The following is a 25,662-nucleotide window of genomic DNA, read 5'->3' as shown; positions in this document are numbered from 1 at the left end:
ACTCTCAACAGCTTCGGAAGACATCTCTATAATCATGACTAAAAACGTCATTGAGAGTAATAAGGTCCAAAAAGCTTTCAATACTTTTCAGAATAAAAGTGTAAGAAAAGTTCATGTGGAGAATAAGTTTGATGTAAAACCAACTATTGAGAACCCTCAAAAGAAAGCCTTATTTCTTAATCCTTTTCTCTATCAATCAAGTTATCTCTGACATTTAAGTAGAATGAATCGGTTTTATTCCACTTGAAGAGAGAAAAGGAGATAACATAGATGAAAGAGATTACTTTATTTAGCGTTCTCACAATAGTATTAGTTTTGGTTGCTACACATTTTTTCAATCAGTACATTCCAGAGCATCAATATCCAACCTTATTTAAATTCTTAAAGAACATATAATGATTATAAAGGACCTGCTGAGCGGGTCTTTTTTTGTGGGACCTATATATGTATAGAGAATTTTGCTATGCCACAAATGAACTATCGATAAGAAGGAAATGGAATCTATGTTATGGAATAATTGTTAAAGATAATTGGGCATTTATTGGAGGAGTACATGAAATGGATATCAGGTTTACTCATCATATTAACTTTATTACCACTAACTTCTTGTGGGGAAACTCATTCTACCTCTTCGATAATTATTGTTACGGATAAAGGTCATTCCGAAGACAACAAAGAATATTGGATTGCGGCATATAATCCCAATAATGAAGGAAAAGCAGATACTTTTAGGATTATTGTTGAAGAAGTAATGGTTTGGAACCTGATTGAGGAAGATAAAGAGTATTTTTCCACTTATGCAAAAGAAGGAGAGAGTCCTTGGTTACTAGAACAAATTGAGTTTGTAAAGTAGTTTGGACTAATTATTAGTAGTATTTCAGTAGTATATTTAGGTTTATTCATACTTAAGGTATTCATTCAATTGCGATAAAGGATGGGGTCACGCTTATGATTAAGGGACAAAAAGTAGAACTGCGGCCAGTTTCACTAGAAGATTATAAGAGGATCTTTGAATGGCGAAATGATGAGGAAACAGCTAAATTAATAGCGGGTACTGGTTTTTACGCCTATTGTCATGTTTCAACAGAAAATGTTGAAGCAGATTACGAGAATGATGTAAAAAGGATAGATAAGCGTGAAACCGGGAAATTTTCCATCTATACGAAGGGAGAAAACTCTCAACATATTGGGGGTATTCAGTATAGTGCACTGAACATCATTTCGAGAAGTTGTACGGTCGGGATTGGTATTGGTGTGAAAGAATACTGGAGCAAGGGTTATGGAACGGATGCCATGAAAACTCTCATTCACTACTTATTTCAAACGATGAATCTACAACGGATAAAACTTGAAACATGGAGTGGAAACGTGCAAGCCATTCGTTCCTATGAAAAATGTGGATTTGTAGTAGAAGGACGTTTGAGAAACGATGAGTTTATAGATGGAAAATATTATGACACCGTTGTAATGGGATTACTAAAAGAAGAATTCATATACTAATCATTAAATTGAATAAATCACTGGGTGCGTTGATCCAAAAGGATTAACGCCTTTTTTTTGCCTTTATTGAAACAGAATCTTGAATGTTTGTGATACATGTACAAGCACTTTCTCATGTATTTCATAGAATATCATAATCGGAGGGTTACCTTCGGGAACTAAAGGGGGGTTAGTTATGGGTTGGATTGGAAATAATTCAGGTCATCATTCTTGTGGATGTAACAAGCATGAAGATCATAGACAACATGAATGTGGTTGTCACAAAAAAGTAAAACATCATCACTGTGGTTGCCACGTGGAAAGAAATATGTGTGACAGATGTAACTGGTACAAATATCGAAACGATAACGAATGGAGAAAGCTCTGTCGAAACAGAGTAGAAAGTGTTCGAAGAGTTTCAGAAAGTCAAAACTGTGCATTACGCAATAGATTAGACAACGGTACTGGTAGATAAGAAAAAATAACGAACCAATAATGAAGAAACTAAAAAGGTACCTAAATTGGGTACCTTTTTTTGTTCCCCTCTTAAAAAAGGAAATACTTGAACTTTAGCTATTTTCACTCAGGTTACTTATTTCTCTCTCGATAAGAAACACAGATATTTCAAATGCTTCGATACGCCTTTGTGCTAAGGTGATCTGGGATTTATATCTATTAGGATTTTCTTTAACTTCAAGAGTTTTTACTGTTTCTTTTAGTTTGTGAATAGTTGATTGTATTTGTCGTTTGGCTTCAACCAAGTTAGATAGCATTAATTCCATATGTAAACATTCCCTTCTTAATGTGTTCATTGAATGTGCTGATATTTACAATAATACAGGACATTCAAAAGTAGCATAGGACTGTAAGGGTCTCTTGAAAAGAGATGGCGAATAACACGCCAGTGCAAGTTCTAATCATAGATAACCAGAAGATGTTATTAAACTCAAGTTTATCTTAATTTTCTATCTAAGCAAAAAGACACCTAATCGGTTTAGGTGTCTTTTTAGTGAGCGAAGTGTACAAGCGAATGGATTATGAAAACAAACCAAGAAGCAGATTACCAATCCAAACAGCAAACAATATCCAAATCATAATAAATAAAATACCAACAAACCAATTCTTAGGTTTACCGTTTTTCTTTGTGTGTTCAGCGATTTTACGATTCTCTTTAATGATTCGATCTGGTATTAATTTTAAGGCTAGAGAAATCCCAAGCGGAACAAGGATTAGATCATCGAGATATCCCAAAATCGGAATAAAATCTGGGATTAAATCGATTGGACTAAAGGCATAAGCTACCACACAAATGGCTACGATTTTAGCAAATAAAGGAGTTCGAGAGTCTTTATAAGAAAGGTAAAGAACACAAATATCCTTCTTTAATTTCTGTGCATAGCCTTTTAAATGAGTGAAAGTCTTCATTTCAAATCTCCGCTTTCTTTTTATTATAAGTCAGGATAACACGGGATATTTACAAACCACAATCGGATTATTTTTTTAGGAGGAAAAGTGTTCTTTTTATTGAATTCAAGGATGTACCATCTAAGTATTTCTTAAATTGAAACGGAGGTTCTTAGTATGAGTGATCTGAAGTTGATTGAAACATACAAAAGCTTTTTACAAAACTATTCACAGGATCAACTAAGGTATATACCTGAACAAGGAGTTTGGTCGGTTGGTCAAATGTATGACCATTTGATTGTTGTAGCTCATGAATATCTCGATCGTGTAGAAGATTGTGAGAATGCTGTTGATGAGGAACACCAGGGAAAAACCGAGTTCGGAGAATATCTATTTAACATTGGTGGATTTCCTCCCATTAAAATTAAATTGCCTGAAGAATTTGATGCCCCACCGAACAATACAAAAAGTAAAGAAGACATTATAGAAGAGCTCAATGAACTAATGCAACGAATAAAAGACTTAGATAGGAAAGTAGAATTTATGAACCCCAATTATAAAATGAAGCATGGAGGCTTTGGATGTTTGAATGCACAAGAGTGGTTAGCTCTTGTCGGCATGCATTTTCGCCATCATCTACGTCAGAAGTATGAGCTCGATCAAAAACTTGGAAATGTTGGTAGCTTTGTTTAAGGATCAGTTCGTTTGTGCTAGATGATTAGTCATTTTTGGATGAACCATTAGAGTGAAAACATTAAGTATAAGTAGAATGATGCGTGCAAAGTCATTATTACGGGTACAGACCTTCATATAGAGAATGCAAGGATAGGAGAGAGTTATTTTGATAAAAGCTGTACTGTTTGATTTGGACGGAACCCTATTGGATCGCGACACCTCGGTTAAGAAGTTCGTAGAGGACCAACATACTCGGCTTTCATCCGTACTGTCCCATATACCTATAAAATTGTTTGCGAGAAGATTTATAGAGTTAGAGGAAAACGGATACGTGTGGAAGGACAAAGTGTACCAAAAGCTAGCCGAGGAGCTGGCTGTTAGAAGAATGCCTCCTGGAGAATTACTCGATGATTATTTAACGCAATTCAAGCACCATTGCACCCCATTTCCTAATCTTATTAGCATGTTAGATGAGCTGAAGAAAGAAGGCTATCGCCTCGGTTTGGTCACGAACGGTTACGGTGTGTTTCAGAATGACTTGATTCAAGCACTAGAGATAAAAGAGTACTTCGACACAATCCTTATATCTGAGATGGAGGGATTGAGAAAGCCTGATCCACTTGTTTTCGAGAGAGCTGCAGAGAGGTTGAATGTTAAGAAGGAAGAGTGCATGTTTGTTGGCGATCACCCCAAAAATGACGTGGAAGCTGCTAGAAATACTGGTATGATTGCCGTCTGGAAAACCAGCCCTCATTGGAAAGAAGCGGAGGCAGCCGATTATACGATAAGCGATCTGGCAGAGCTTAAGCTAATTTTAGAAACCCATGAAAAGGCAATGCAACTTTCAAATTGAAGAGTAGAGTATTGTTCTTTTTTTGGGAGATAAATTTAATACGCAATATGGAGCACTAATCTTTAAAGGATTAATGCTCTTTTTTATTGAATTAAATAACGCAACAGATTGTTTACTGAAAAGACATTTGAGAAATGAAGTGATTGTAAAATGAGATATCATCAAAGAGAGTTTTCACATGAACTAATGCAAAGAATTAAAGATATTGAAGCAGCTTTAGCAGACGATATTGAATATTTGTTATTAAAATACAAACCTCTTCTTAATAAGAAGAATTTATCTTTTGATGGTGAATTTCACAGAGAAGGTGACCATCCATTTACTCGTGAATACATTTCCACCATTTCGATAGGTATATCAGAAGAAAAAGAACTAATTGATCTACATACAATTAAAATATGGGATTGCTATCGATCATTCTTAGGAATGCCTGTTTCAAAAAAGATTCCAGGCAGTAAAATTGTTGGGGAACTACTAGATGAAACGCTAGAAGAAGTTAAAGAAGAGTTAGTAGAATACATTACCGATCTTTTAGCAGAATGATTATATTCAATAATCGGGTGTAGTTCTTATATCAATAAAGTGTGTTCATTTTAAAAATTAAGAAGGGATCGAACATGGTGAAACACAATGAAGTATATAATCTTTATCATGTTTTCCTTAGTTAGTTGGTGGATGTTCTTTGTTTGGATTTCTAGCCATATGTATTTTGTGGACCAAATGGATTATGGAGCTTTCCTGTATACTTCTGTTTTTGCTTTTAGTCCCTTTCTATCCGCTACCGTGACTTATTTTACTTATAAGTTTTGTGTAAAATCAAAATCAATCTTACAAGTTCTAACCATGATCTACATACTTACATCCATTTATGGTATTGATCAATTTTAAAAATATTGAGCATGAGTTACTGCTTAATAGATGTCATGTCTTAAAGGGGATAAGCTTTGAAAACAAAACAACTGTTTTTCGTAATTGTTCTTTTTTTATTTTGCATAACGGGGTGTACAACTTCTTTTGATGGAAATGGTCAGAAAACAGAAGAGAATGAAAAGGACTTCCCTCCAAATGTTCTAGGATTTATTAAAATCGAAGGTGTCAGACATGAGATGGAACCAGGAAATTATAGATGGGAAAGAAAAAAGGGATTAGAAACTGAAGCTGTGACAACGGATGCAGCATCATCTTATCAAATTGGTGAGGGGTTTGATGCTATAGAAGTAAAACCAGGCGCTGATATTGCAATCAAAATAAAAGATAAACCGAAACTATCTGTTTTTCCGTGGAACAGAGATGGTAGCGGTAAAGAAATTATTTTAGAGAATAATCGTTTATCCGCCCCGTCAAGTAAAGGTCGATACATCTATGAGGTTTTAGCCAAATGGTCCAATGGTGAAATATCTTACACGTTTGTAGTTGAAGTTAACTGATTAACGATGGCAGTTGTGAAAAGTGCAGATTTTCAAGGTTAATGAGTTCATTAATATAAAACTATTAGTCTAGGAGGTTTCACATAAGATGACAGCTAAATTTAAACCTATGATGTTTGAGATGGAAACGGATCGATTGTCCCTTAGTCTATGGAAGGAATCAGATGCATCATGGTATAGAGAACTTGTTGCAGAACGGGGCAAAGGTATGCCGACTATAGTTACTGCTCGTGAGAATGTCACTACTTTACGCAATCGAGCATATGAAAGCGGAATTGCATTGCTAACTATTCGTCGTCGAGATGAAGGCGATTTTATTGGGTACTGCGGATTAATTATTGGTCGTTCTACACTTGAAGAACCGGAGATTGCATACGAGTTGTTCCAAAAAGTACACGGTAATGGTTATGCGACTGAGGCAGCAACCGTGGTCTTAGATGCTGCAGTTGCAACCGGACGACACAAGCTTTGGTCGACGGTACGGGCTTGGAATGCTGCATCTTTCCGCGTACTTGAAAAGTTGGGGTTTGAACGTAATCACAGTACATGGGACGAGAGTGGAGAGATTGTTTGGAGTGTACGAGAACTTTAGAAGATTGAACCCATCCCAAAACTTCTTCAAGCGAATGGATGTTAGATATTCTTTTATAAAGAAAGAACCATAAGTGTAAGGAGGATTGTATAAATGCCAGAAATAAATCATAAAACCTATATTAAAGTAACAGTAGAAGACGTGTATCATACAATTTCAACAGCTCAAGGGTGGAATGCATGGTTTACAGATGAAACGTCTTTAGAGATCTATCCAGACGGAACTGGTGAAATTCGAATGCGGTGGATAAACTTTGGTAGTGAAAAAGTAACGATTGAAGATGGCGGAAGTATACTTGAAGCAATTCCAAACCAAAAATTTGTGTTTCAGTGGTCACCAGGAGAACAAAGTTCAACAGTAACCATTAAACTTAAACCTTATAAAGACGGTACATTAGTAGTACTGAATGAGTCTGGTTATGCGCATTCAGAAAGAGACATACGTGCCTGCATCGGATGTGCTGTTGGATGGGGAGAAGCATTAACCCTGTTAAAAGTATATTTAGAGCATGGAATAGTATATAAACAGGACTTAGTTCTATAAATGATTAAAGGATTAGAGAAAGTTAATTAACGAAATAAGGAGGTGTAGATTAGATGCCAAACAACGAAAACGAAGAAATACTAACTGGAGGAAATGTCTCAGCTGTATATCGATTAGGAGATACGGTTCGACGACAACTTAAACCAGAAAGCACTAAAGTTCACAAGCTATTAAAGCACTTAGAAAACAAAGGGTTCCCTTATGCGCCAAAGTTTTTAGGTATTGATGAAAAGGATAGAGAGATCTTATCTTTTATAGAAGGTGAAGCTGGTCATTACCCGTTAAAAAAGTATATGTGGTCAGATGGTGTACTAATTGAGATTGCCAAAATGCTTCGACGCTATCACGATGCTGTAGCAGATTTCCCTATAGAAAAATGTTGGCAGCCCATCGATCACACTCCAGAGCCTTTTGAGGTGCTCTGCCACAATGATTTTGCCATTTATAACATTATCTTTGATCACGAACGACCGGTTGGAATCATTGATTTTGATGTAGCGGGTCCTGGGCCGAAACTTTGGGACATTGCCTATACGCTCTACACGTGCGTGCCTTTAAGCAGATTTTATCTAGATGAAACAGGCAAGACCATAAATTACAATCGTAAGCAGCACGCAGACCGAATCAAACAAAGAGTCCAATGTTTTTTTGAAGCGTACGGTGAAGATGTGGATAGTAGTTATTTGGATATGATTTTGCGTCGATTAGAAGGGTTATGTAGAACAATAATAAGAAGAGCAAGTGAAGGTGACAAAGCTTTTCAACAAATGATAGAAATGGGGCATCTTGATCACTATCGAGAAGATATTCGTTTTATTCTGAATCACGGAAAAGAGTGGCTATAAAAGAGATGCACAAAATAAAGCTGATCATTTTGATTCGGCTTTTTTTATTTACATAAATTATCCAACCAACTCAATACTAACAAGAGAGAACGCAATCTAAGGAGTTGGAATCATGCCGGAGCTGCCAGAAATGGAAACGTATCGTGAGTTTTTAAACCATAATATCTTACATAAGACGATCACGAATGTAGAGATCAACAGAGAGAAGTCCATCAATACAGGAGTTCAAACCTTTATTGAAGCAGTAAAAGGAGCAAATATCACCTTCGTCAAAAGAAGAGCAAAGCATCTAATCTTTGAATTAAGTTCGGGTAAGTTTCTATTGCTTCACTTGATGCTTGGAGGACTGATGTTTCTCGGGACAACAAAAAATAGTCCTGATCGAACGAAACAGATCATTCTTTCCTTTGGAGAGCTGCAACTGAACTTTATTGGGCTCCGGTTAGGTTATCTACATTTACTGAGTCAAGTGGAACTGGATGAAAAGCTCAGCGATCTTGGTCCAGAACCATTTGAATTGCAGAGGGATGTGTTCTTAGATAGATTAGAACGGAAAAAGGGTGCACTCAAACCATTGTTAGTCGATCAATCCTTTATCGCTGGAATCGGAAACTGCTATTCCGATGAAATCTGCTTTCAAGCGAGGTTACATCCGTTACGAAAAGCGAGTGACTTAAAGGAAGAAGAGAGAAATAATCTATATGACAGCATCAAACCTGTTCTTGCCAGAGCTGTTCAATTTGGGGGATACATGGATTTCCCGATGTATGAAGGCGACGAGAAGACCGGAAGATATAACGAAAACACGTACGTATATGAACGAGAAGGTGAGAAGTGTCCGAGATGTGGAGGGACGATAGAAAGAGTGGAGCATTCATATAAGTCGTTTTATTGTCCGAGCTGTCAGATGAAAGTATAAAACTCTTATCAACTTAGCTGAGCATTTATTCGTCACATCAAAAAAAGCAAGCAAGGCAAGTGTGCGGCTTGCTCACTTGCTAAAAACTGTGAAACGAAATGCGATTCCGTTTCTTAATAGAAAAGGACAGGTTAGAAGTTACGATGACTTCACACCTGTCCTTTTTCTTTACAGTTGTTCCTTCGCTTTAGCCTCTTGAATCATTTTATACACATAAAGCGCACCGAAACCACCTGCTAAACCAAGCGGAAGGATGATGAAAGGTGCAAAGTTCTTCTTGTGCCATCCTAATAAAAAGAATATCCCATAAATGATGACCATCGACATGATACTAAACGCTAACCGGATAAAATAAGCTTTCAAACAAAACGCTCCTTCAATTATTTATCTTTCACTTGCTTACATTCAATGTTTTTTAGTGGTCCAATTACGATACACATACCACCCAAACCATCCACCACATATTATAGAAAGACTATGATTAGGTTTGAACTTTCACCTTTATATAAATCAAACACTACTAGAATTCCATACGTAACGAAGCCAGTCAATACTCCAAATAACAATCGAATCAAATAGTTCTTCAGAGATAGCCCTCCCCGTTTATTTTTTTTTCCATTTTAACACAACACCTATATGATATTCGTTTATATCCAGAATAGAAGGAATTTCTTTAATAACAGAGAAACCCCTTTATAGAGAAGGAGTGTTGAAATATGTCGTATTGCCAAGTACAGAAAGCGAACATCTATTATGAAGAATACGGAAGTGGGACACCGATCGTGATGATTCACGGGTTCTCACCCGATCACCGGTTGATGAAAGGCTGCATGGAACCAATCTTTCAAGAGAGGGAAGGATACAGACGCATCTATATCGATCTGCCAGGAATGGGGCAGACGAAAGACTATGAAACGATTCAGAACTCGGATGAAATGCTAGAGGCGGTCATTCAGTTCATCGATACATTATTACCAGACCAATCATTTTTACTAGCTGGGCAATCGTACGGTGGTTATATCATAAGAGGCATTATTGCAAAAATCGCAGAGCGAGTACTAGGTGCAGCATTCATCTGTCCGATGATCCTGCCTAACCACAGTGAACGAACTTTGCCAGATCAAACAAACATTGAAGTTGATAACGAATTTCTAGCCACACTAACAAAAGAAGAAAGAGAAGATTTCAAAGGCATTCATGTAAAGATAAATGAATACACGTGGAAAAGGTACAGGGATGAAGTAGTCGTTGGATTGAAGAGCACAGATTCAACTTTCTTAGAGAAAATCTCAGGAGCTTATGGATACACGTTTAAGATCGACCAAGAAGTGTTTGAGAAACCTTGTGTGTTTATAACTGGTAGACAAGACCATGTTACGGGTTATAAGGATGTATATGACTTACTTGATAAGTATCCGAGGGCTACGTTTTCGGTGTTGGATGTTGCTGGGCATAATTTGCAGATTGAGCAGGGTGAGCTGTTGAATATACATATAAGTGAGTGGTTGATGAGGGTCAAGGGAAATAACTAAGAAAGTTGCCAAATTAGGCAACTTTCTATATTTATATGGTTATTTTTTCTTTTAGTATTCCTTCTTTAACCATATTTACGAGAGTTCCTTTATTTTTAAACTTAGAGTACATGATTAGGCGATCAAGATCTTTCTTTGTAAGTTCAGCATGATTAATAACTAGTTCGTATCTATCTAATTTGTTTACCATTGAAATAGCATACTCAATCTGTTTGGGAGTTAAATATACTTTGTTTGTTTTAACCTTACTTTTAACCCCATCTATACTTAGTGAATGTATAGATTTAAATATTTCAGTGGTATATTTTTGCTCCTTAATCCAAGTAATGTCTTCTTGGTTTAATTGAAACCATTCTCCTTCTAGCCTCTTTTGAGAAAAATATTTGTGAAATGCGACTTCTGTTTGATGATGATCACCAGTCTTAATCAAATATATAAGTTCATTCTTAAATGGTAGTTTTACACCAAAGACATTCATCCGCTTTTCTATATGTTTTGTCTTTCCAATCTTAAAAGTCCCGTTCAGATGTTCTTGCACAAAATAAACATAACCTGGAGCTTTCCCTTCTGGAAATGGTTTATCTATAATTTTTTGAAGTTCATTCTGATCGGGTTGGTAAAGGTAGATTTTCTGAGGAGAAAATACAACATTTTGTATAGTTGTATTATTGCTCTTCTTATTTAAAAATGATAAAAAACCTTTTAGCATTGTTTTAATATCCTTTCCAATAATAGTTAAACACACGTATATTAGTAGAATAATAAAATTTGGAAAACATTACAAATGATTTATTATATAATGAGAGGTATAACAAGATAACCGTATCTATTTAAATAATGGTATTTACATTAATTGATAAATAATAAACCTGTGGAGCTATTTGTTAATCTATTTAGAAAGGATTTGGAACTATGGTGCATGACACGTCTACAACCACATTCGATCTTTTAAAATATCAAACTATCTTTAATGAAATTGACACTTCGGACAGATGTAGAAGTGTTTTAGACAATATACATCCTGAGATAAAGGCTTTCTTTGAGCGTTTTTGTCATGATAATAATCTACTTACAGAAAACAGAGTTATAAAAGATTATTCTGTTACTTTAACTACTACTTATCATGATTCAAAAAACCCAAAATTAGCTGAACAAAAAAAGAGCACAAAAATAGGGAGAAAATATTACGTCGCTCTTAACGAAAAAATAGGAGAACAAGAGGTAAACTTATTAACACTGGAACTGAACGGTGTTGACCAAAAGCTTTATATTTCAGTTGATTCAACTTTTCTCCCAATCTGGTATTTGATGAGAGCCGATCAATTGATGCCGGCCATTCAGCAATTGCCTGAGGATGTTTCCATTTATTTTCAATCAGATTGGTTTAAAAAAGAACAAGTATTGAAATCTAATTTTAAACCAGTGTTTACTACCTTTAGAAAACAAAGAAAACGTCCTTACTATCACTTTGGGACGGAGCTACCTCTATACGGTCAAATTTCAAAAGAGGAATTGGAAAAACACTTGTTAAAAGTGTGGGAGAATACTGAAATTGTTAAAGAAAAATTAATGGAAGAAAAAAAGTGGGACAAACAAGGAAACGAGTTTTTAGATCTTTTTATTAATGAGGGATACAGGAAAGATACTATTCAGTTATTAGAGCATTCTTACTCTCTAATTTTTGGGGAAGTAGATCATTTTAAATCAAAGGCTAAAAGACAAGCGTTTTCTATTTATGATCAGGACCAATTAATTACTAAAGGTTTTATAATATATTTCGAAATTGATGAAACGATTTCACCGAATCAAGTAATTTGTGTAGCAATTGAAGGTCATGACCATATTTACTCGAACGTAAGAGACCTTGTTCTTAAGGATGAAGCAGAGTGGTGGATAAAAAAAGTTTTCACAACACGGCACCTAGATAATACAGAATTGAATAGAAATGCGATGGAGCTTTTAAATGAACATGGTTTTGAAACAGAAGGAAATTCTTATTATGTGGGCTTATATAACAACGAAACCAAGTTGTTTAATAAGGAGATTTCCGTGATAAAAAAAGAACTTGTTACAGCAAGTTTACTATTTGCTTATGTCAGTAAGAGATTAGAACTGCCGGATACGGATCCAGCTATACTTGATTCAAATGAAGATGAAACAGAAGAAATACTGGAAGCCAAGTTTGTCAGCAACTTCTCATTCAGAGAAATTCACGAAACAATTGCTAACAGCCAGTTTACTTTTTCAACAGATATCATTCGTGATTTCCATTTGAATTTAACAGCACTTGATGAAAAGCACTTTGTCATCTTAAATGGAATTTCTGGTACGGGGAAAACGCAGTTGTGCCGTTTGTATGCGAATGCTGTGTACGGACTTGACTATGAGGCTGAAAATCCCTATTTGTCGATTATTCCTGTTCGTCCTGATTGGATGGATGCTACAGCGCTATTCGGGTATTATAGTTCATTTGAGAAAAAATATATTATGACAGAATTCCTCCAGGTATTAATCTCAGCTCAAAAGGAACGAGACAAGCCTCATTTTATTGTGCTAGACGAGATGAACCTGGCTCGGGTGGAATATTACTTGAGTGATTACTTAAGTGCTGTTGAGTCTCGCAAAGAAATCCTGCTGCATAACCGAGAGGATGTTACGGATATTCCACAAAAGATCAGCATCCCGCCAAACGTGTATGTGTTGGGAACGATTAATGTGGACGAGACGACGCATAGCTTGTCAGATAAGGTCCTTGACCGTGCTTTTGTGATGACACTATCAGATGTTGATTTTGATCATTATTGGTCAACACTTGATCAATCGGTTAAATCAATGGTCAGTAATGAATATGATATTCTTTGTGACATTCACAATGATCTAAAATCATTTGACCTTCACTTTGGCTACAGAACGATGAACGAGATGGTTCAGAAGCTGGTGAGGAATAAGGAACTGGATGAGCAGTTCAGTCTCGATTCTATGTCTGCACTGGATCGAGTGATCAGTGAGAAAATGCTACCGAAATTAAGAGGAGACGAGCGAATTACTGACTTGTTTACAAAGCTTAAAACTAAATTCCAAGCTCACTTTGGTGAAGAATCTCAATCTTTTGGTCATATCATGAGAATGGAAAAGGAGCTGGAGCGTTATGGAGCAACCCAGTTCTGGCGTTAATCTATATATCCGGAGTAATGAAGAAGGCTGGCTTCCACTTGAAGAAGCTTATTTAAGAGAAGCCACTTCTTATGAGTGGAAACTGGAGAGTGAGAGCAATCCTGTCATATTGTTTAACGGGATGCCTCTACCGTTCGTTCCAAATGAATCTGGAGTGAGAGGAACGCTGCAGACACCCTTTCAATCAGGGGAAGCAACTATTGAAATCAATGGAACTCACCTAAAAACTTACATCTATACCGATGAAAGAAAGATGACGACCGAGCAGTATGAGATCATGCTGAGAGAAATACTTGAGGAAGCAGCCGTTTGTTTTGATTATAGCGGCCTGAATAATGGGTTCAATACAAGTGGAAGAGAACGTACTCTGTCTTGGACACAATGGTCGTACATTAAAAGAAGCTTTCACGAGTTATCCCTGCTGTTTCAAAAAATCAACAGCAATCCATTATCTGTTCTTAAGCAGGAAAACTTCATAACGAACCGTGAAAAAATCCAGCAGGTACATACATCTACGTCACTATGGCTGGAAAGAAATCACGGCCGGACAGAACTGCTTGTTCCTAAAAAAGTGTGGACGTCAAAACGGCAGGAAACGAACGACCTGTATGAAAACCGTTTAGTAAAAAAGCAGCTTCTTGAACTAAGACATCTTCTTTCCAAATACCGTGATTATGCGGATGGTGTGTTAAAAGAGGAAGCAGAGAAACTAAGAAACAAGGTGTTGTACTGGCTGAACCATTCATTCTTGAATGATATCAAATCTTATAACGGCCAGGTGACCATCACACAACGGTTAAGAAAGCATCCGATCTATCGAAAATGGCACACATGGTTTGAAAAGCTGTATCAGCATCAGAAGTATGAGATTGGATTTGAGTATCACATACCGTTAAAAGATACGTTTCAAGTATATGAAATGTGGTGCTACATGAAGTTAATCAAACAAGCAAGACAGAACGGGGAACTGGCTGATTCATCACAGCTTTATAAAACTACATCAGACGGGATATTTCTCTCGTTAGCGGAAAACAAAGAGAGTACCGTTAAACTAAAAAACGGTGACACCATTTCATTCCAGCGTGTGTTTCAGTATCGAAATCCAGAACATGTTGCAGTTAATACAAAAGCGCCTTTTTATACCTTCACCCAAAGGATGATTCCTGACATTGTCATCCAGCGAGGGAAAAAGCTATTTATTTATGATCCGAAATATCGTGTACAGAACAACATAGGTACAGCATTGGGTGAAATGCATAAATACAGGGATGGGATTAGAAACGTCTTTACGGATGAAAAAGTAGTAGAAGAAGTGTATATCCTGACACCGTTTCAGGAGTCAGGAGAAGAACTCAGATATTATGCTGATCAATTTCATCAAAGGTACAAGATGGGGGCAGTAAAAATGATGCCTGGAGTAACCGAAGAACATGATAGGAACTCAATTTAGGAGCGCAGAGATGGATATCAAAAAAGATATTATTGTATACACACTACCTGATAATATACGTGGTAGAAGTATTCACACAAATATAATCCCTACAGTATGTAATCTTAAGAATATGCTTAAAAAGCTTTCAACAGTGAATGGAGATTATTATCAATTAAAACAGTGGGAAAAAAGAAGTTATCAATCTTACCATATTAATAACATTAAAGATGAATTGTTAACTATTTCTGATGAAGAAGTTATTCAGTTGCTAAAATCTCATATTCTTAGTTTCCACCCAAAGGAACTGGGTGCAAGTTGTGTGGACATTTACTTGATTGCATATGTTGCTGAGAATTATGGATCAGGTAAAAATATCTTTTTTGATTACATAAAGAGCAGTGGAATTTCTGAAAAAGATAATACTGCCCAAGCCATTTGGCAAGTTGGTAAGGGTGATGGTACTTACTTAGGTTTATTAAATGAAGATGGAACCGTTAAAGATTGGAGTTTTTTTACAACGTGGTTAGAAGAATAGTATGAGTTTAACTAGGTTGGTTTGACTCTACAATAAACCTGTAAATTTGAAGCATTGTCTAAAATCTAAAATTTATAAAAAATAATTATCTTTTATGATAATCCATCAGGAGTAAATGATGATAAAAGAAAAAAGAAGTTGGTCAAAAACACATTCACAAATGATTGCAAGGAAAAAAGTTGACTGGTCAATATTTAGTAATGGATCTCATATACCGATTGAGTTTCATGAAGACTTTGAGGAAGCAAATCATGGAACTCATGTTAATAGAGGAGAAAAATATAACATTAAGTTAATTCTAGATGATGAAGTATATGATGCTCAATTAACAAATGTTGATAGAAAAGGTGTTAGTGTAGATTCTTTACAAATAAGGTACGACAATAATGCCAAATTAAAACAAATTCTACTTACTACATTTAACAAAAGCTATGAATACATAAGAGAAAGAAGAATAGAAAACGAAAAACAACAGGTTCATGTCCCTCTGGATCAAGCAGAATATATTGAATTTTATAAAACAGAGAATCCTTTTGTATTTACAATAAAATTAGATCCATTTAAGAGAATATCTAATAATGCTTTCTGGTGGGTAAACCAGGGGAAAACCCATATTCAAGAGAGAAGTGGTAGTTATTTATGGGCACCACAAAGAGCGAAAAATGGCTCACCATTAGCCCATCACACAGATTTATTAAAAGCAAAAAAAGGTGATATTGTTTTTGTGTACAGCAACATGCACATCAGGTGTGTTGGAATTGTAAATAAAGAAGCTGAACAGCATGCTAAACCAAAGGAAATACAAACTGATGAATGGCAAGTTGATGGAAATCAATTAAAAGTTAATTATTTCGATTTAAATAAACCAATTCCGAAAATAGAAATACCTGAAAGTTGGAGAATTGAAGAAAAAGGTCCTTTTGATAAGCATGGCGACATCAAACAAGGTTACTTTTACTCTGTTTCAAAAAGCTTTGCTAGTCAGTTGTATTCAATGTTTGGAGAGGGTTTTCCAATGGAAATTAAAAATGCATTTTTACATAAAGATTCAATTGTAGAAAAAGGAATAAGTGATATAAACGGTATGAATGTAACAAATCACATACATTCTTACATACAAAGCAAAGGTTTCTACTATAAGAAAGAAGAAGTCATCAATCTTTTTCTTTCGTTAAAAACAAAACCTTTTGTCATACTCTCCGGTATATCTGGTACAGGTAAAACAAAAATGGTTCAGTGGTTTGCTGAGAGTTTGGGTGCTACAGAGAGAAATGGTCAGTTCACCTTAATTCCAGTACGTCCTGACTGGAGTGATGGTTCTGACCTATTAGGTTATGTAGATATTAAGGGTGACTTTAAGAAAGGTCTATTAACTTCAGTTTTGGAAAGGGCAATGGATGATCCGACCAAACCTTTCTTTGTTTTACTTGATGAAATGAACTTAGCGCGAGTGGAATATTACTTCAGTGATTTATTAAGTGTAATGGAAAGTCGGCAACGGGAAAATGGAGAGATTATAACGACACCGGTATTACCTTTTGAGGTGGATGGCAGAGACATTATCCTCCCTTCAAATGTTTATATTATTGGAACGGTAAACATGGACGAGACGACACATCCTTTTAGCAAAAAGGTGTTGGACCGTGCAAATACAATTGAGTTTAATAGAGTTCAATTGGATCACTTTGCTTTCTTAGAGGATCTTAAAGAACAGGAACCTTTGTCTATAGAAAATCAGTCTTTAGCGGGGGACTTCTTGCATTTAAAAGATGCTTACCGGAATAACATGGCGTTAATTAAAAAGGTAACAGAAGTTTTAGTCGATATTAACAAACAACTTGAAGGTATTGGTGCACAGGTCGGTTATCGGGTACGAGATGAAATATGTTTTTATGTAATTTATAGCGAGAAAGACAACTTACTGACATTTAAAGAAGCTATAGATCAATCAATTCTTCAGAAGATACTTCCTCGTATTTCAGGTAGTGATGAACGTGTATGGGATACTCTTAAGGGACTTTATGTAATTTGCACGAATCAGGTCTATGATACAGATATCCTTCCTGAATTCGATAAAGCAAAATATCCTAAGTCTGCACAAAAGATTGTGGATATGATTAGGAGGTATCAGCTAGATGGCTTCACTTCCTTCTGGATTGGTTCGTGAAGATGTTGAGCTAGTTTTAATTGAAACGGCTGAATTTACTCTTTTTATGAAAGGAAAACCTTATCATCAGCGGTTTGAAGGGTTGTCTCAATATAAGAAGAAACTGCAAAATGAAACGATGGAGTTTAAGGCTAAAGGAAAGTCGATTCAGTCTGTTAAAGTTTTTGATGTAGATCAACAAGTGTTAGCTGCTGGTTCAACTTTTAGACCCATCTTTTTTGAGAATGGAAACTATCAAATTATCGTTACATCAAAAATAGATGCGGAGTTAGAGTTCTATCACGAACATCATCTTTTACGAAATGCTGTGAGCAGTGTTCCAGTCGGTCCTAAGCAGGTTCTGATGGGAAGTCTACAATTTCAGAATGAAGTCGGCTTGTCATCCTTTGAAATTCGTTCGCAAGGAAAAATCTTATTGTCTGTAACTTTTGAAATCTTTCCTTCAAAGCTTGATTATAAAGAAGATTATCGAAAGCTCCTAGATGAAGTGAATGAAGAAATCTATAATCTAGCGTTTCACTTCTTACGAAAAACATATCTTGGTGCGAGGACTAGGGTAGAGGGAGAAGCAAGTGCTGCTGAATTTTATAGGCTAATTCAACACCATTTTAGATCTTTTCTCCAGGCGATCAAAAGAATTGAACAACAACCCCATCATCAACTGATAACCACGCATCAAAAGGTGAGAGGTGACCAACTTAAGAAGATGGACTCTTATGGTCGTAACCAGCTTAGAAAAAAAGCTTCATTGTTTCAAGAGGTTCCAAAGGTTCCAAAAGGTATTCAGTTTGAGAATAAACAACTTATGCCTATTGAGGGTTGGCAGATAATAAAAGAGCACTCATTTGATACGATGGAAAATCGTCTAATTAAGTGGTTGCTAATTCGAATTGAAGATAAGCTTAAGGATCTCTATAGAAAGATAGAAGCTCCAAATGGAAGATATAAAACAGAACCAGATCAACAAGTGGTTAAGGCGATCAAAGACATGCAAAAACTTCTTCAGCAAAGAATTAAAAACCCATTTTGGAAGACCATCAGTAAATTGGATCGTTCTGTAATGAGCTTAGTCATTCAGATGGCACCAGGATATAGAGAGGCTTTTCAAATTTATGCTCTACTTACACGTGGATTAGAACTACATGGTCAAATCTATAAAATGTCAGTTAAAGATGTAGCTCAGCTTTATGAGTATTGGACATACCTTAAGCTTGGTGCTCTCTTAGATAAGAAGTATATACTCTTATCTCAAGATGTGGTGAAGGTGAATAGAGAAGGTCTGTTTGTGAACCTTGTACGTAGTAATTCAGCTAAACGTGTATATCAGCACCCATATACAGGAGAGAAGATTATTCTTCAATATCAAAAGGAAGAAAGGCAGCTTCCAACGATCTCACAGAAACCCGATACGATGTTGAGTATTCGGAAGAAAGGTAAGGACTACAGCTATAACTATATTTTTGATGCCAAATATCGTATTGATTTTGCGGTAGAGGATAGTTATTACGGAAAACGCTATAAGAGCCCTGGTCCGATGGAGGATGATATTAACACGATGCATCGATACCGAGATGCGTTAGTTGTTCAGCATGAAGGGCCATATGAACGAACAGCCTTTGGGGCATACGTGTTATTCCCTTGGTTTGAAGAAGAATTGTATGAGCAGCATGCTTTTTATAAAAGCATTGAGACTGTTAATATCGGAGGATTACCTTTCTTACCAAATGCAACGAGGTTAGTTGAGCAGTTTGTGGAACACCTCATTGAAAAAAGTCCTGAAGAAATTCAAGAAGAAGGTATATTACCAAGAGGTACATTAGCTCGCTGGCAGTCTTCATTAGATGAAACCGTTCTGGTTGGCTTAGTAAGTGATGAGGAAGTTTTTACGGATTGCATCCAACAAAAAACGTTTAAGATATCAGCTAAGGACTTGAAAAAAGGGTGGCAAGAGGCAAAGCATATTGCCCTTTACCTATCCAGTAATGTTTCGAAAAATAACGGAGTAAAGTATTACGGTAAAATAGATGACATCCAGTTTAGTTCGCTAAATAATAATGAACAACTTGTTGTATTTACAGTGACTGTTTGGGAAGCTTTGAAGAATGTGATTAAACCTGTTGGTTATGGGATATCTTCATACATGCTAACTACTCTAAATAATTTGAAAGAAGCTACAGAATTACCTGAACTTTATATGAAAAGTAAAGATGAGTTAGCAATTTGGAAAACCATGCGTAGGTTATCAAACAATCCTAAAATTAACTTGAACCATAAACACGTTGATCAGGCATCAGAAATTGTTCAAATAAAATCAGGGGAAGTATTAGTTTCTGTGGGCAATCTTGAAATACAAGTTAAACGTGTGGGAGGTATGCAATTAAAATCAATTGATAGAGAAGAATACTTAAATAATCCTATTCGATTATTTAAGTATATAATCGAGGTTTTAAACAACTAGCGGCAATCGTGATAATGATAATAGAAAATTATTATCAATTATAAAATTGGACGCTACCTAAAAGTTTTCTTACCGAATGTTTATTTTAATGAAAGTGGGTGGGATTATCAAAAAGAACAAAAAATGCATTAAATGTGGAGTTCAAATACATGTTACTGATTGGATAATCTTAAGAGAGATGTCATCTTTACCTATATGTGATAATTGTACATTAGGAGGTAATGGAGAAGAGAGTAAATTAATTAAAAAAGTTAAGAATAATTCATCATCATATAAGATAATAAAATCAACTATTGAATAAGAAGGAAATAAGATTACATCAATATACATATACAAACTTATTTTAAAAACCAAGAAACTACTTTTAACAAGTAGTTTCTTGGTTTTTTTACAAGTCTAGATACTACATTTAAATTGTTTATTTTAGTGTTTTAATAATAAAATTTTTTAATGAACTTTTTAATCTGCTGTAATCAGTCAACCAGATTTCTTGGTTTATTTCTTCGGAAAGTTCAGGTATTATCATTTTACTATCCCAAATTGTTAACAATGATTTAGGGTTTTTTGTAAAAGTATGACTGAAATCATGAAGATATGATAAAAGATCATGAACTCCTTCACCTAAATACAATCTACTGTCAGAATACTTTATCTCAATAATTGAACTTCTTTTTTTTATTATTGTATTTTTATTAAAATGTTTAACAACAAGTATTATATCAGGTTGTCTTGTTTTTATATTTTCAATTGAGTATCTTTTTAATGTTTTTACATACTGACTACCTTTAAACTCAATAGGTACATGTTGATAATATATACTAATATGTATATATTCATTATCATTTTTAGGGTAAATATAAGTAAAAACTGTCTTTTCTTCTGCTCTAATAAGAGTAGTTTTTCTTTCTCCACCGAATCTTTTTCTAAAAAATTCTAGCATATTCATTAATTCAAAAAGAATTACAAACTCAAAAATTTTATCATTTTTCTTTGGAACTATCAGTTGTTCATTTATTACATTAGACAAGGTTTGAGTTTCATGTAAATAGAATAACTTATAATACAATTCTCCGAGGTCAGCAATTTCTCTATATATTGAATTTCTGTGTTTTTTTGTTGATTGAATAGTTTTATACTGTAAATGATCAGGAATTGAAATTCCCCTTAACCTGGGGTGCATTCTTAATTGTTTTATTTCATCAAATAAATGCTCGAGTTTTTGTGTCCAACCTTCAGAATTACCTGGTGCAGCTTTAAGTGCAACGGGTATAGCCCGATAAATAAATTCGATAATATAACGTATAAGTTGGTTTGAAGGAATATCGTATATTTTTTGAGAAGGATTACATATAAATAAAGAAGAGTCTTGAAAACCGGTTATCATTCTCCTTTTATATGTCGAATTCCAATCAACCGAACCTTGTATATAACCACGAGTTTCTATTTGATTAACATTGGTATTTCTATCAATATTAGCTAAAATGTAAATAAACTTTTTATGTATATCATTTCTTGCACATTTTAATAAGAAATGAACAGTTGCTAAATCCTTAAAATCACTGATTTTAAGGTCGTTTTCACAGCCTAATACAGAAGAAACACCATTTAACAAATCACTATGTCTATATAAATTTAAAGCAAGAAGGTTTTTGTTAACATTTGAAATTAATTTATAACGATCTTTTATATATTTTTCATTCTCTTCTATAAATGCTCTTCTATTAGACTTTAATGTTTTCATTAAATGTCACCTAAAGGTATACCCGTCATGGATTCTATATTTATTTTAAAATACAAATCACTATTTGTTTCCCTTTCTAGTATTGGCTTTAATAATTGATATAATTTATTTACTTCTAAGTGGTCAAGTCCTTGAAATTGAGGAAGAACATATAATACAAAAGATTCTGCATAATGTTGTATAATCTGGGAATCATTTTTTTTCCTAGTATCTAAATATTTTATTATATTTTTGAACATCGCAGGACCGATTTCTCTAAGATTACCATCTAATATTTCTTTTGCTACCATTTTAAGATTTTTTGTAATATCAGAATCTAAACCAATACTATTAGACCAAACTTCAACCAAGTTATCGAAATTTGTAGGGACTCCAATTCTTATCATTGCAAAGCGTCTCATGAATGCATATGACATATCAAAAAGCGATGTCTTGTCATACTCGTTCATTGTTGCAATAAGCCTCCAATTATCATTTTTGTAATAGGTATCTTGAGTTGTTAAGCCATTTTGAGATTTTATCATGATTCTTTTACGTGAATTGCTATCTCTGTATGGTAAGGTGGCATCACCATCAGATAATACTGTAAACAAAGCACCAATCGCTTTGTCTATCTGCGCTCTATTTATCTCATCGACAATAAGCCATTCTTGATTTTTTATACTCTGTAGAAAAATCCCCTCCTCAAACTTTAAACTGTTGGGGTTTCCTGATGAAATATCAGGCATATAACCACCTATAGTATCAAAAGTTGTCCAATCCGCAGTTGCGGTTGTCAGAAGATAATTCATTTTAGCAGCTTTTGATAATGCAGCTGAAAGTGTCGTCTTACCAGTTCCAGGGGGACCAGTTAAAATTAAATGATTATCGCTGTTTAAAGCTGCACACATCTGTTTTAATAAATCATCGGATATATTAAAATCAAAAGGTAGTTCAGACTTAACTTGTGCAGGAGTAACCGAAACCTTTAATTTCTTATTTGCAACATTTACTAAAATTTCTTCATCACTTTTATTTAAAATAGGCATAATAACTACTCCCTTTTTTCTTTAATTTCAAAAGTTGTCTCAGACGTCTGCTTACTTACACTGATGTTGCCTTCTTCCGAAGAGAGTACCTTTTCTGTGAGTTCGATTTTTAATTCCTCAGATAAACCTTCTTGGCTTATGAATGAATCCAATGTTATTTCGGGAACAAATTCTTCTTCAACCAATTCTATTTGAATATTTTCATCTTCTATATTTACATAGCCGACTTTATATTTATTTTGACAGGCAAATGTAGAATCATTAAATAAATATACTGAATCACCTTTTGAAGGAATTTCTTGTTGAAAATTTTTCAACTTAGAATGCCATACTTTTTCTTGTAGTTCTTTATCAGTGCATATATCAATCCAAGATATTGATGGTCTTTTAGCTTCTGAACTCTTATAACCAAATTGGGTTGCAATGATTTCAATATTTTGCATAACTTTAGCTCTTGCTAAATCGACTGCTTTGTTCATGGGGCTATTTCCACTCATATTTTTTTCTCCTCTAATATAGTTTTGTAAAGATTATCAAGAAAGTCACTATGCAATATATGATCAACTATTTCTTTATTTACTACATTTTCTGAGATTTGCCAATCATATATTCTTGTACCTCTTTTTATTTTTATGAAATTTGCCTTTTCAATCCATTGTGGAAGATATTGATGTCCCTTAACTTGTTCAATGATATTAGCTTTCCTTAAAGTTATATTACCGGCTCGATAGTCTTCTATAGCCTGTTGAAATTGTTTTTCTTGTTGCTCATTATCATCCTCATAAATATGAGTACAAAGTAAATAATACTCAAAAAAATCCAATGTTCCGTACTTTCTTAATTGTTTTAAGATAGCTCTCACTGGATGGAATCTACTATTAATTCCATCTCTAACTCCATTAGTAAAATAATAGTTTATCAAAGCCTCTGTATAAAAAGACTTATACATGTCCTCTATAGATTTGCTAATCTGGAGTGGTATTTTCTCATTTTGTTTTAATAATTCATTTTCAATCTCTATTAATGAGAATAAGACCCTTCCTAAATCTGTAAGAAGTTTGTCTTTTGAAAAATTAGTGTTTCTTCTTTCAAGTATACCGCGATTAACTAAACCAAGATCCTCTATTGTATTTTTAATGGTACTTAATTGACCATCTGATTTTAAACCAAGGGATAAAACTAAATCACTTTTTATCTGTAAATAATTTCGGTGTTTTGTAAAATGCTTATCTTGAAGTGTGTTAACCATGTTATAAAACTGCTCATGTAATTTATCTTCAATATTTCTTCCAGGATTACTCCAGCCTTTAAGATCCATATTAATTCTCCTCAATGTTATTGTAGTAATAATTTACCATAAGTACCTTTGTTTATAAATCAGTTTAATTAAAATAATATAAAAGCCTTTAAAGTAAATATGTTATAATTGAACATCTTGTCAGAAATTCTAGCTTTAATAAAAAAATCAAGATATAATAAACATATATAGAACAATTGTTCGGGCGGTGTTAATTTATGGAAAAAAATGCAGGGAATTTATTAAACTATATAGATAGTAATGTTTCATCTTATGATCTACTTGCTTCTGAAATACAGGTATTTCAATCAAATTATAATATTACAAACCGTGAAGAATATAAAAACTTGGTTAATTTTTCTACCAATCAATCGGAGCCCTATCATAGCTGGTTTAACTATAAAGAAGGCTACTCAACAAGGCTTGTAGAAAATCTTTTAGAAAAATTCGGTTATAAAGAAGGTCAATATCTATTAGATCCTTTTTCTGGAAGTGGCACAAGTCTACTAACTGGAAAAATATTAGGTTTAAACACAGTAGGTTTTGATGTAAATCCAATATCAGTTTTTATTACTAAAGCTAAAACTCAAGATTACAATAATGATGATATCTTACAAATAGAACAAATTATTCAAAAACTGAATCTTGAAGCATTATACGAAAAAGCAGACAAACCTAATCTTTCAATTATAGATAAAATCTTTCAAGAGAAACAATTAAACGATTTACTAAAGCTAAAAGCTTTTATAGCAAACTATGAAGGTGTGAGAATTCACTATTTATTAAAATTAGCATACCTTTCAATAATAGAATCTGTATCTAATATGAAAAAAGACGGTAACGGAATAAAATATAAAAAGAATCCGAATCCGAAAGACGTAGAATTAGAATACCTTGTGACATTAAATAAGATTAAAGAAGATATAAAAATTGCACCAATAAAAAAGAGTGAAAGTTTAACTCGTGTTTTTCATCAATCATTTATTGATATCAAAAAAAATGAAGAGCTTCTAGATGTAAAGTATGATTTCTTAATTACCTCACCACCCTATGCTAACTGTTTTGATTATTGTGCAGTTTATAAAATGGAATTATGGATGGGGGATTTTGTTAAAGATTACAAGGACTTTAAAAAACTTCGTCAAATGGCAATTAGGTCACATGTTAATGGTAGCGTAAACCCTGATATGGAACATGTATATCCACTAATTAAGTGGATTAGTGAAGAGATAGATAAATTTGATCTCTGGGATAATAAAATTCCAAGAATGATAAATGGTTATTTTGATGATATGACAAAATCAATCAAACATTTCTATGCATTAATGAAATCCGGGGGGAAAGTTGCAATTGTTGTTGCAAACTCTGCATATAAAGGATACATAGTTCCTACTGATCTAATGCTTGCTTATATAGCGGAAAATGCAGGATTTAAAGTCAAAGAAATCGGCGTGTGTAGGAGCATAAATACTTCTTCTCAACAAATAAATCAAAATAAATATTTAAAACAATACATGAGAGAAAGTATTATCCTTTTGGAAAAAAAATAATGGAGTGAAGT

General features: G+C 34.3%; 26 protein-coding genes. 18 read left to right on the top strand and 8 right to left on the bottom strand.

The genetic code is table 11. The features are described from left to right. Positions 1–553: 553 nt before the first annotated feature. From I5J82_RS08545 to I5J82_RS08535, 3 genes are all read left to right on the top strand, one after another. A complete protein-coding gene (locus tag I5J82_RS08545; protein ID WP_198767509.1) occupies positions 554–853 on the top strand; it encodes a hypothetical protein in 300 nt (99 codons plus the stop codon). 95 nt (positions 854–948) lie between these two features. Then, on the top strand, positions 949–1,500 hold the full coding sequence (locus I5J82_RS08540; protein ID WP_198767508.1) for a GNAT family N-acetyltransferase: 552 nt from the start codon (positions 949–951) through the stop codon (positions 1,498–1,500). Positions 1,501–1,675: 175 nt separating this feature from the next. Then, positions 1,676–1,954 (top strand): hypothetical protein, encoded by a 279-nt coding sequence (locus I5J82_RS08535; protein WP_198767507.1) that lies wholly within the window; start codon positions 1,676–1,678, stop codon positions 1,952–1,954. Between the two features lie 94 nt (positions 1,955–2,048). On the opposite strand, the gene I5J82_RS08530 is transcribed toward I5J82_RS08535, so the two are convergent. Beyond that, positions 2,049–2,261, bottom strand: coding sequence for a hypothetical protein (locus I5J82_RS08530; RefSeq protein ID WP_198767506.1), 213 nt, complete (start codon positions 2,259–2,261; stop codon positions 2,049–2,051). Between the two features lie 253 nt (positions 2,262–2,514). Then, the gene (locus I5J82_RS08525) at positions 2,515–2,904 is read right to left on the bottom strand and encodes a YkvA family protein (protein ID WP_198767505.1); all 390 of its coding nucleotides are present in this window, start codon (positions 2,902–2,904) and stop codon (positions 2,515–2,517) included. A 156-nt stretch (positions 2,905–3,060) separates the two neighbouring features. Between I5J82_RS08525 and I5J82_RS08520 the strand changes: the two genes are divergently transcribed. The 8 genes from I5J82_RS08520 (at position 3,061) to mutM (ending at position 8,737) form a co-directional block, all read left to right on the top strand. Next, complete coding sequence (locus tag I5J82_RS08520; protein WP_198767504.1) at positions 3,061–3,576, top strand: DinB family protein; 516 nt, start codon at positions 3,061–3,063, stop codon at positions 3,574–3,576. A gap of 148 nt (positions 3,577–3,724) precedes the next feature. Continuing rightward, entirely contained in the window at positions 3,725–4,411 is a 687-nt protein-coding gene (locus I5J82_RS08515) for an HAD family hydrolase (RefSeq protein ID WP_198767503.1), read from the top strand. 150 nt (positions 4,412–4,561) lie between these two features. Further along, positions 4,562–4,954, top strand: coding sequence for a hypothetical protein (locus tag I5J82_RS08510; RefSeq protein ID WP_198767502.1), 393 nt, complete (start codon positions 4,562–4,564; stop codon positions 4,952–4,954). A 401-nt stretch (positions 4,955–5,355) separates the two neighbouring features. After that, complete coding sequence (locus tag I5J82_RS08505; RefSeq protein WP_198767501.1) at positions 5,356–5,838, top strand: hypothetical protein; 483 nt, start codon at positions 5,356–5,358, stop codon at positions 5,836–5,838. An 88-nt stretch (positions 5,839–5,926) separates the two neighbouring features. Continuing rightward, entirely contained in the window at positions 5,927–6,430 is a 504-nt protein-coding gene (locus I5J82_RS08500) for a GNAT family N-acetyltransferase (protein WP_198767500.1), read from the top strand. A gap of 93 nt (positions 6,431–6,523) precedes the next feature. Beyond that, positions 6,524–6,973: an SRPBCC family protein gene (locus tag I5J82_RS08495; protein WP_198767499.1), complete on the top strand. Its 450-nt coding sequence runs from the start codon at positions 6,524–6,526 to the stop codon at positions 6,971–6,973. Between the two features lie 53 nt (positions 6,974–7,026). Then, the gene (locus tag I5J82_RS08490; protein WP_198767498.1) at positions 7,027–7,818 is read left to right on the top strand and encodes a phosphotransferase; all 792 of its coding nucleotides are present in this window, start codon (positions 7,027–7,029) and stop codon (positions 7,816–7,818) included. Between the two features lie 112 nt (positions 7,819–7,930). Beyond that, complete coding sequence (gene mutM, locus I5J82_RS08485; RefSeq protein WP_198767497.1) at positions 7,931–8,737, top strand: DNA-formamidopyrimidine glycosylase; 807 nt, start codon at positions 7,931–7,933, stop codon at positions 8,735–8,737. A gap of 168 nt (positions 8,738–8,905) precedes the next feature. Here mutM and I5J82_RS08480 read toward each other — a convergent pair whose 3' ends face one another. Further along, complete coding sequence (locus I5J82_RS08480) at positions 8,906–9,100, bottom strand: hypothetical protein (RefSeq protein ID WP_198767496.1); 195 nt, start codon at positions 9,098–9,100, stop codon at positions 8,906–8,908. A gap of 353 nt (positions 9,101–9,453) precedes the next feature. On the opposite strand from I5J82_RS08480, the gene I5J82_RS08475 reads away from it, so the two are divergent. Then, the gene (locus tag I5J82_RS08475) at positions 9,454–10,269 is read left to right on the top strand and encodes an alpha/beta fold hydrolase (protein ID WP_198767495.1); all 816 of its coding nucleotides are present in this window, start codon (positions 9,454–9,456) and stop codon (positions 10,267–10,269) included. A 31-nt stretch (positions 10,270–10,300) separates the two neighbouring features. Here I5J82_RS08475 and I5J82_RS08470 read toward each other — a convergent pair whose 3' ends face one another. Next, on the bottom strand, positions 10,301–10,978 hold the full coding sequence (locus tag I5J82_RS08470; protein WP_198767494.1) for a GIY-YIG nuclease family protein: 678 nt from the start codon (positions 10,976–10,978) through the stop codon (positions 10,301–10,303). A 203-nt stretch (positions 10,979–11,181) separates the two neighbouring features. Between I5J82_RS08470 and I5J82_RS08465 the strand changes: the two genes are divergently transcribed. From I5J82_RS08465 to I5J82_RS08445, 5 genes are all read left to right on the top strand, one after another. Beyond that, complete coding sequence (locus tag I5J82_RS08465; RefSeq protein WP_198767493.1) at positions 11,182–13,443, top strand: McrB family protein; 2,262 nt, start codon at positions 11,182–11,184, stop codon at positions 13,441–13,443. Further along, positions 13,418–14,893 carry a DUF2357 domain-containing protein gene (locus I5J82_RS08460; RefSeq protein ID WP_198767492.1) on the top strand — a complete coding sequence of 492 codons (1,476 nt, stop codon included), beginning with the start codon at positions 13,418–13,420 and terminating at the stop codon, positions 14,891–14,893. The genes I5J82_RS08465 and I5J82_RS08460 overlap by 26 nt, the downstream gene beginning before the upstream one ends. A gap of 10 nt (positions 14,894–14,903) precedes the next feature. Next, complete coding sequence (locus I5J82_RS08455; RefSeq protein WP_198767491.1) at positions 14,904–15,410, top strand: hypothetical protein; 507 nt, start codon at positions 14,904–14,906, stop codon at positions 15,408–15,410. 118 nt (positions 15,411–15,528) lie between these two features. Next, positions 15,529–17,577 (top strand): McrB family protein, encoded by a 2,049-nt coding sequence (locus I5J82_RS08450; protein WP_198767490.1) that lies wholly within the window; start codon positions 15,529–15,531, stop codon positions 17,575–17,577. Next, complete coding sequence (locus I5J82_RS08445; RefSeq protein ID WP_198767489.1) at positions 17,546–20,035, top strand: restriction endonuclease-like protein; 2,490 nt, start codon at positions 17,546–17,548, stop codon at positions 20,033–20,035. The genes I5J82_RS08450 and I5J82_RS08445 overlap by 32 nt, the downstream gene beginning before the upstream one ends. A 418-nt stretch (positions 20,036–20,453) precedes the next feature. Here I5J82_RS08445 and I5J82_RS08440 read toward each other — a convergent pair whose 3' ends face one another. From I5J82_RS08440 to I5J82_RS08425, 4 genes are read right to left on the bottom strand one after another with little or no spacing between them, the layout of a single operon-like run. Continuing rightward, positions 20,454–21,776 (bottom strand): hypothetical protein, encoded by a 1,323-nt coding sequence (locus I5J82_RS08440; RefSeq protein ID WP_198767488.1) that lies wholly within the window; start codon positions 21,774–21,776, stop codon positions 20,454–20,456. Continuing rightward, positions 21,776–22,804 carry an AAA family ATPase gene (locus tag I5J82_RS08435; RefSeq protein ID WP_198767487.1) on the bottom strand — a complete coding sequence of 343 codons (1,029 nt, stop codon included), beginning with the start codon at positions 22,802–22,804 and terminating at the stop codon, positions 21,776–21,778. The genes I5J82_RS08440 and I5J82_RS08435 overlap by 1 nt, the downstream gene beginning before the upstream one ends. 5 nt (positions 22,805–22,809) lie before the next feature. Next, the gene (locus I5J82_RS08430) at positions 22,810–23,301 is read right to left on the bottom strand and encodes a hypothetical protein (protein ID WP_198767486.1); all 492 of its coding nucleotides are present in this window, start codon (positions 23,299–23,301) and stop codon (positions 22,810–22,812) included. Continuing rightward, on the bottom strand, positions 23,298–24,122 hold the full coding sequence (locus tag I5J82_RS08425; protein ID WP_198767485.1) for a hypothetical protein: 825 nt from the start codon (positions 24,120–24,122) through the stop codon (positions 23,298–23,300). Before I5J82_RS08425 ends, I5J82_RS08430 begins: the two co-directional genes overlap by 4 nt. Positions 24,123–24,319: 197 nt before the next feature. Between I5J82_RS08425 and I5J82_RS08420 the strand changes: the two genes are divergently transcribed. Further along, positions 24,320–25,651 (top strand): DNA adenine methylase, encoded by a 1,332-nt coding sequence (locus tag I5J82_RS08420; protein ID WP_198767484.1) that lies wholly within the window; start codon positions 24,320–24,322, stop codon positions 25,649–25,651. Positions 25,652–25,662 lie beyond the last annotated feature (11 nt).

The organism is Fictibacillus halophilus, assembly GCF_016401385.1.
In the GTDB taxonomy this organism is placed as follows: Bacteria; Bacillota; Bacilli; order Bacillales; family Fictibacillaceae; genus Fictibacillus; species Fictibacillus halophilus.
This window is presented reverse-complemented; position numbering and strand designations above follow the sequence as displayed.